General features: G+C 71.5%; 8 protein-coding genes. 4 read left to right on the forward strand and 4 right to left on the reverse strand.

Annotated elements, in window-relative coordinates; genetic code table 11:
- Window positions 1–109 precede the first annotated feature (109 nt).
- Entirely contained in the window at window positions 110–850 is a 741-nt protein-coding gene (locus tag QMK28_RS07370) for a GAF and ANTAR domain-containing protein (protein ID WP_326436202.1), read from the forward strand.
- Window positions 851–952: 102 nt separating this feature from the next.
- Here QMK28_RS07370 and QMK28_RS07375 read toward each other — a convergent pair whose 3' ends face one another.
- Window positions 953–1,141, reverse strand: a complete 189-nt coding sequence (locus QMK28_RS07375) for a hypothetical protein (RefSeq protein ID WP_326436203.1) — start codon at window positions 1,139–1,141, stop codon at window positions 953–955.
- Between the two features lie 271 nt (window positions 1,142–1,412).
- Between QMK28_RS07375 and QMK28_RS07380 the strand changes: the two genes are divergently transcribed.
- Together QMK28_RS07380 and QMK28_RS07385 are read left to right on the forward strand one after the other, a co-directional pair.
- Window positions 1,413–2,540: an epoxide hydrolase family protein gene (locus tag QMK28_RS07380; protein ID WP_326436204.1), complete on the forward strand. Its 1,128-nt coding sequence runs from the start codon at window positions 1,413–1,415 to the stop codon at window positions 2,538–2,540.
- Window positions 2,541–2,627: 87 nt separating this feature from the next.
- The gene (locus QMK28_RS07385; RefSeq protein WP_326436205.1) at window positions 2,628–3,083 is read left to right on the forward strand and encodes a spore-associated protein A; all 456 of its coding nucleotides are present in this window, start codon (window positions 2,628–2,630) and stop codon (window positions 3,081–3,083) included.
- A 74-nt stretch (window positions 3,084–3,157) separates the two neighbouring features.
- Here QMK28_RS07385 and QMK28_RS07390 read toward each other — a convergent pair whose 3' ends face one another.
- The 3 genes from QMK28_RS07390 to QMK28_RS07400 form a co-directional block, all read right to left on the reverse strand.
- The gene (locus QMK28_RS07390) at window positions 3,158–3,895 is read right to left on the reverse strand and encodes a DUF4230 domain-containing protein (RefSeq protein ID WP_443050567.1); all 738 of its coding nucleotides are present in this window, start codon (window positions 3,893–3,895) and stop codon (window positions 3,158–3,160) included.
- A gap of 209 nt (window positions 3,896–4,104) precedes the next feature.
- Window positions 4,105–4,293, reverse strand: coding sequence for an antitoxin (locus QMK28_RS07395; protein ID WP_326436206.1), 189 nt, complete (start codon window positions 4,291–4,293; stop codon window positions 4,105–4,107).
- Between the two features lie 130 nt (window positions 4,294–4,423).
- Entirely contained in the window at window positions 4,424–5,140 is a 717-nt protein-coding gene (locus QMK28_RS07400; protein ID WP_326436207.1) for a TVP38/TMEM64 family protein, read from the reverse strand.
- A gap of 386 nt (window positions 5,141–5,526) precedes the next feature.
- Here QMK28_RS07400 and tuf point away from each other — a divergent pair.
- The coding region (tuf, locus tag QMK28_RS07405; protein WP_326436208.1) for an elongation factor Tu at window positions 5,527–6,705 on the forward strand (1,179 nt) is incomplete at its 3' end.

The raw sequence follows: 6,705 nt of genomic DNA on the forward strand, positions 1-6,705 counted from the left end.
AGGTGGGACCATGAACACGCCCCGGACACGGCGACGAGAGTCTCGCGTGCCGGAGGCGGGGGAGGGCGGGCCCGGGGGCCGCCCGTCGCTTATGGGGAGGACGCCTGTCATGCCTGAACTGCCGCGCGAGGAACGGTTGGCCGCAGCTTTGGTCGAGCTCGCCGACACCTTGGTGGGCGACTTCGACGTCATCGGCTTTCTGTACACGCTCACCGAGCACTGCGTCGAACTCCTCGACGTGACGGCCGCCGGCGTGCTGCTGGGCGCCCCGCACGGGCACATCGTGGAGGCGGCCGCCTCGGACGACCGCACCCGCAAGCTGGAGTTGTCCGGTGTGGAGTGGGACGAGGGCCCCTGCCGCGACTGCTGTCGCACCGGCGCGCCGGTCGCCGAAGTGCGGCTCGGCGCGCAGGACGCGCACCGCCGTTGGCCGCGTTTCGCGACCCGAGCGCGGGACTTGGGCTTCAGCTCGGTGGTCGCCGCCCCGCTGCGCGGACACGGCCAGACGCTGGGCGCCCTCGCGCTCTTCCGTGACCGCCCCGGTCCGCTGGAGGCGACCCAGGTGCGGCTCGCCCAGGCGCTGGCCGACACCGCTGCCATCGGCATCCTCCAGCAGCGCGCGGTCCGCGATCAGATGACCTTGGTCGCCCAGCTGCAACAGGCCCTGGACAGCCGCATCATCATCGAGCAGGCCAAGGGCGTGCTGTGCTGCCGCCGCCGGATCGACGCCGAGGAGGCGTTCCAGCTCTTGCGCCGGCACGCCCGCCGCCACCAGGTCCGCCTCACCGAGATCGCGCGTCAGGTCATCGACGGCACCGCCGACGCGGCCCTGCTGAACGCGGGAAGCTGACGGGTCGCCGATCCGCCCCTCGTCGGGGCCGGCGGGCCTGGTCTTGAGCAGCCCCGCTCGTCGGCCGGTGGCGGCCCGGTGGCCGGCCGGGCCCTCGATGTCTCAGAGGCCGAGTTGGTCGCCCGCCCCTTCGACGTAGCCGAGGGTCCGCCCCGTGTCGGGCCTCAGTTCCCCGGCGGCGAGGTCCTGGGCGGTGACCGGCGCGGAGAGATCGCCCGCATCGGCGGCGGCGTGCCCCGCGCTGAGGGCGAGGGCGGTGACCGCCAGGGCGGCGGCGAGAGTGCGGCGCATGTCAGCTCCAGTGAGTGATGTGCAACGGGATCGGTCACCCGACCAACGACGCCGCACGATCAGCCGTCACCGGGGACTCGCCCGAAAAGCCGCAGGCATGCTCTGGCCCTGCTCTCGATCTGCGCTCGACCTGCCCTTCTGCTCTCTCGGGGCGACCGTCGGAGCCGGGCCGTCGCCGCGCCGTGATTCCCCCTCCATTGAGGACAGGAACTGACCTATATGGCCTCTACGATCGGATTACGTCACCGTAGAACACCCCCTCAGGAGAGCCATGAACGCCGAGGTCCGTCCCTTCCGCATCGACATCCCCCCGGCCGACCTGGCCGACCTGCGCGAACGACTGGCCCGCACCCGTTGGCCCCGGCAACTGCCCGGCGAAGGCTGGAGCAGGGGCGTCCCCGTCGACTACCTCCAGGACCTGACCGCTTACTGGGGCAACGACTACGACTGGCGCCGGCACGAGGCGCGGCTGAACGAGTTCCCCCAGTTCATGACCGAGATCGACGGTCACGACGTCCACTTCCTGCACGTCCGCTCGCCCGAGCCCGACGCGCTGCCGCTCATCCTCACCCACGGCTGGCCGAACTCCTTCGTGGAGTTCACCGACCTCATCGGCCCCCTCACCGACCCCCGCGCGCACGGCGGCGACCCGGCTCAGGCGTTCCACGTCGTCGTGCCGTCGGTGCCCGGCTTCGGGTTCTCCGCAGCGCCCCGCGGGACCGGCTGGAGCGTCACCCGGGTGGCGCGGATGTGGGCGGAGCTGATGAGCCGTCTCGGGTACGAGCGCTACGGCGCCCAGGGCGGCGACCTCGGCGCGTACATCGCCCCGGCGGTCGCGGAGGCGGCCCCCGAGCATGTCGTCGGCGTTCACATCAACGGCGGGATCGGCTTCCCCACCGAGCGGGACGTCCCGGAACTGACGCCCGGGGAATTCGAGCAGTACGAGCAGTTGCAGCGGTGGCGCGGCGGCGGCGTCGACCACCACAAGCTGCTGCGCGCCGCGCCGCAGACGTTCTGCTACGGCTGGCACGACTCCCCGACCGCCCAACTGGCCTGGCTCATGGAGAAGTTCCGGGAATTCGCCGTCACGGTCGACCTGGCCGAAGAGGCCATCGACCGGGACCTGCTCCTGACCAACGCGACCGTGTACTGGCTGACCGGGACGTCCGGCTCCTCCTCCTGGATCATGTACGAGAGCACCGAGTTCGCCTGGCCGCAGGGGCAGACGAAGGCGCCGACCGGCGTCTACCGAGGGCCGCCCGCGATCCGGCGGCTGGCGGAGCGCCACAGCACCATCACCCACTGGCCCGAGGAGAACCCGGGCGGGCACTTCGTCGCGATGGAGGTCCCCGACGCGCACGCGGCCGACATCCGCGAGTTCTTCGAAAAGCTCCGCTGACCCGCCGGCGTCCGCGTCCGCGTACAACCATCCACGGCCGGCCCGTGTCTTACCCGATGAAACCACAACGCAAGGGGGAGAACGGGTATGAAGCGTTCAAGTGCGATGGCAGGGGCCGCGGTTATGGCGGTGGCGGGTATCGCCACCATGGCGACCGCGACCACCGCGTCAGCCGCTCCGGCGGGTGCCGCCGCTGCCTACAACGGGGCGTGCGGCAGGGGGTACAGCGTGGTCAACTCCGCGGCGATCACCGGCAAGGGCACGGTGTACCTCACCTACAACCGCACGAGCGGCAAGAACTGCGTGGTGACCGTCCGCAACACCACCGGTTCGCCGGTCTACATCTTCACTTACCTCGGCCGGACCGACGGCAGCGGCGACGCCGTCTTCGACGAGGGCGAATACCGCTCGTACGCGGGTCCGGTCTACCTCGCCGCCAAGGGCGCCTGCGTGGACTGGGGCGGGACCATCCAGAACGTCAGCGTCAGCGTCACCGGCTCGAACTGCGGAAAGCTGACGGCGGGGACCGTCACGCACCACTGATCGGGGGATCGGCGGCGGTCGGAGGGCTTCTTGGCAGTACGCGGGAGGCCCTCCGGTCCGCTTACCGGCGGCGGTCAGCGGCTCTTCGGGAAGTCGATCGTGATCCGGTCGAATCCCAAGGACTTGAGCAGGTTCTCCAGCATGCTCCGGGTGTTCTTCTCCGCCCTGGCCGGCAGGTCGCTCTTCTTCGCGGCTTCGCCGATGTGCTGGACGGCCACCTTGTGGACCTCGCGTTCGTCGCCCGGATTGTCGGAGAAGACGTCCCCGAGGCGGTCCAGCAGGCCGCGTTCCTCGGTGACGGCGTAGGAGCGGTCCGAGTCCAGGGCGGGCTTGCCGAGTTCGGCGTGCGGGAGCCTGACGGTGGCGCTCCTGCGGTCGTCGCTCATGCTGACCGAGCGCTTGCCGAGACCGCCGAGGTCCACGTACGCGCCGACCTCGCCCGCGCCGACGAAGAGCGTACGGCTGCCGCGCACCGCGTCCGGCAGGAACTTGGCGTCCTTGTCCAGGTCCACGACGACCTGGAAGTTCCCGGTGGCCGCCTGGTAGCGGCTCATGTCCTTGATGGACTGGAGCAGCGTCGGCCCGGTCCGGTCCTCGGTCTCGGTGCCGAAGGGGTTCTGCAGCTTTGGCAGCAGGTCCAGCCGCCCCGCGAGGACGACGGCGAGGATCAGGACGACGAGTGCGGCCGGCAGCTTGATCCACCAGGACGCGCCGGGCCGGCGGCCGGCACCGCGCTCGGACCCCCGTTGGGGGGACGGAGCTTCCGGGGGAGCGGGCGGGGTCGTCGTACGTCGTGATCGCAGCAGAGCCATCGCTGTCGCACCTCCGGGGCGCCCGGGAGTCTCCCACCCCCATGTGTTCCCTGAACTCCCTTGGTCATGACTCCCGTCGATCCGGAGTACGGAGCACTCGCCCGTGACCGCCGGCGCGCGCCGGTCCGCCGAACGCCTGCGGCGGGCTCGGCTCGCGGGCGTCGTGGCGGCGACCCAGCTAGGAGGCAGTGGGCATGGCCGGCGGGGCGCTACCGCTCGTCGGGCGGCGGGCGGCGGTCGCCCAGCTGCTCGTTGAGCTTCTGCTGGGCCGAGTCGACCTGACCGCTGTGCTTGCCCTGGGTCTTCTTGTCGACGAAGTCGCCGGCCTTGTCGACACCCTGGCCGGTCTGGTCCTCGTGCCCCTTGAGCATGCCTTTGAGTTTGTCGAGCATGGACATGTCTGTCCTCCTTTGGGAACGCCTGACACTCTCAGCATCGCCGCGATCACCCGGACCCGCATCCCGGACCCGCATCCCGGACCGGCGGGCACCGTGCGGGGGCCGGGCGAGAGCTGGGTACGGGCAAGGTTCAGCCGTCCCGCGAGGTGTCCGGCCGCAGCCGCCCGCGCTTGCGCCAGGCGACGATCAGGCCGCCCAGACCGGTGATCGCGATGAAGGCCATGGCGATCAGAAAGGCCGGGGAGGTCGGCGCCGCCGCCCGGCTGCCCGCGATGACGTACGCGGCCGTGTTCGGGATGCTTCCCAGTGCGGTGGCCAGCAGAAACGGCAGCCAGCCCATGCGCGAGACGGCGGCGCAGTAGTTGGCGGCGGCGAACGGCACGCCGGGGAAGAGCCGTACGGCCAGCATCGAGCGGAATCCGTGCCGGCTGAGCTGACGGTCCACCGCAGCCAGCCAGCGGGCCCGCAGCAGGGGCCGCAGCGCCTGCTGGCCGAGCAGCCGTCCGAGGCCGAAGGCGATGCCCGCGCCGAGCACCGTGCCCGCGATGGCAGCCGGGAGCCCGACCTGCGAGCCGAACAGCGCGCCCGCCGCGAGGTTCAGCAACGGCCGGGGCAGCAGCGCGGCGGTGCACAGTCCGTACGCCACGGCGAAGAGCACCACGGCCGCGCCGCCCGACACCTGGGGCGGCCAGCCGTCGGCGAGCAGCCGCTGCGGCTCGAACAGCACAACAGCCGTCGCGGCGCCCGCGAGCAGGGTGATGAGGAGGACGAGCCGTGACCACGGGGACAGCAGCGCCCTGGCGCACCGCACGGTGAGTCCAGCGGGCCGGATGGCAAGGTCGGGCATTCCGGGAGAGTAGCCGACTCACGTGTGTGATCGCCGTAACGCCGTACGCGGACCAGCGGCTCCCCGCAGGCGGTGACCCGAGCGGTCTTCCGGCCCTGCGGCTAGGCGGTGGCGGGGCGTCGCGGCGGCTGGGCCGCGCGCTAAATCGTTGGACTCGCGAGCGCCCGGCCACGATCATTCACACATGTTCCGGCACGCCTTCCCCTCGCCCCCGTCCGCAGTCGCGGACGCGTCGAAGGCTGCCGTCGAATCCTCGGCAGTCGCTGCCGCAGCGCCCATCGGCGGCGCCCGAAGCTGACCCTTCCCGGATCGTCCGGCGACCCCACAAGGGGAGGGTCGGCCAGACCCAGGGGTCCCACCTTCGCGACACTTCCGAGGAAGCAGCCATGTCCAAGCAGGCATACGTGCGCACCAAGCCGCACCTCAACATCGGCACCATGGGCCACGTCGACCACGGCAAGACCACCCTTACCGCCGCGATCACCAAGGTGCTCAGCGCCCGCGGTTCGGGCTCGTACGTCCCCTTCGACCGCATCGACCGGGCTCCGGAGGAGGCCGCGCGCGGTATCACGATCAACATCGCGCACGTCGAGTACGAGACCGACACCCGGCACTACGCGCACGTCGACATGCCGGGCCACGCCGACTTCATCAAGAACATGATCACCGGCGCGGCGCAGCTCGACGGCGCGATCCTCGTCGTCTCCGCGCTCGACGGCGTCATGCCGCAGACGGCCGAACACGTGCTGCTCGCCCGCCGGGTGGGCGTCAAGTACATCGTCGTCGCACTCAACAAGGCCGACGCGGGCGACCCCGAGCTCACCGACCTGGTCGAACTGGAGGTCAGGGAACTGCTCTCGGCGCAGGGCTACCCGGGTGAGAGCACGCCCGTCGTACGGGTCTCCGGACTGCTCGCGCTGGCGGGCGACGAGCGGTGGACGCACGCGATCGAGGCGCTGCTCGACGCCGTCGACACCTATGTGCCGCTGCCGATGCGCTACACCGACGGGCCGTTCCTGCTGCCGGTGGAGAACGTGCTGACCATCACCGGGCGCGGCACCGTCGTCACCGGCGCCATCGAGCGGGGCACGGTACGGGCCGGCGACCGGGTGGAGGTGCCGGGCAGCGGGATCGCCTCGGTCGTCACCGGCCTGGAGACGTTCGGCAAGCCGATGGAGTCCGCCGAGGCGGGCGACAGTGTCGCGCTGCTGCTGCGCGGCGTCCAACGCGACGCCGTCCGCCGCGGCGACGTCGTGGCCGCGCCAGGCAGCATCGCGCCGCGCCGGCGCTTCACCGCGGAGGTACACCTGTTGTCGGCAGCCGAGGGCGGCCGGCGCACGGCGGTGGCGACCGGCTACCGACCGCAGTTCTACATCCGCACCGCGGATGTGGTCGGTGACGTCGACCTCGGCGAGCACACCGTCGCCCGGCCCGGCGACACCGTCACCATGACGGTCCTGCTGGGTCGCGACGTGCCGCTGGAGACGGGCCTCGGCTTCGCGATCCGCGAGGGCGGCCGCACGGTCGGGGCGGGCACGGTGACGGCGGTCCTGGGCACTCAGGGC

Source organism: Streptomyces sp. H27-D2, from assembly GCF_035828615.1.
Lineage (GTDB): Bacteria > Actinomycetota > Actinomycetes > Streptomycetales > Streptomycetaceae > Streptomyces.

What these genes read in the sequence shown, in the direction of transcription:
- QMK28_RS07370 (WP_326436202.1), top strand. Translation starts at nt 110, where the DNA reads ATGCCTGAACTGCCGCGCGAGGAACGGTTGGCCGCAGCTTTGGTCGAG.
- QMK28_RS07375 (WP_326436203.1), bottom strand. Translation starts at nt 1,141, where the DNA reads ATGCGCCGCACTCTCGCCGCCGCCCTGGCGGTCACCGCCCTCGCCCTC.
- QMK28_RS07380 (WP_326436204.1), top strand. Translation starts at nt 1,413, where the DNA reads ATGAACGCCGAGGTCCGTCCCTTCCGCATCGACATCCCCCCGGCCGAC.
- QMK28_RS07385 (WP_326436205.1), top strand. Translation starts at nt 2,628, where the DNA reads ATGAAGCGTTCAAGTGCGATGGCAGGGGCCGCGGTTATGGCGGTGGCG.
- QMK28_RS07390 (WP_443050567.1), bottom strand. Translation starts at nt 3,895, where the DNA reads ATGGCTCTGCTGCGATCACGACGTACGACGACCCCGCCCGCTCCCCCG.
- QMK28_RS07395 (WP_326436206.1), bottom strand. Translation starts at nt 4,293, where the DNA reads ATGTCCATGCTCGACAAACTCAAAGGCATGCTCAAGGGGCACGAGGAC.
- QMK28_RS07400 (WP_326436207.1), bottom strand. Translation starts at nt 5,140, where the DNA reads ATGCCCGACCTTGCCATCCGGCCCGCTGGACTCACCGTGCGGTGCGCC.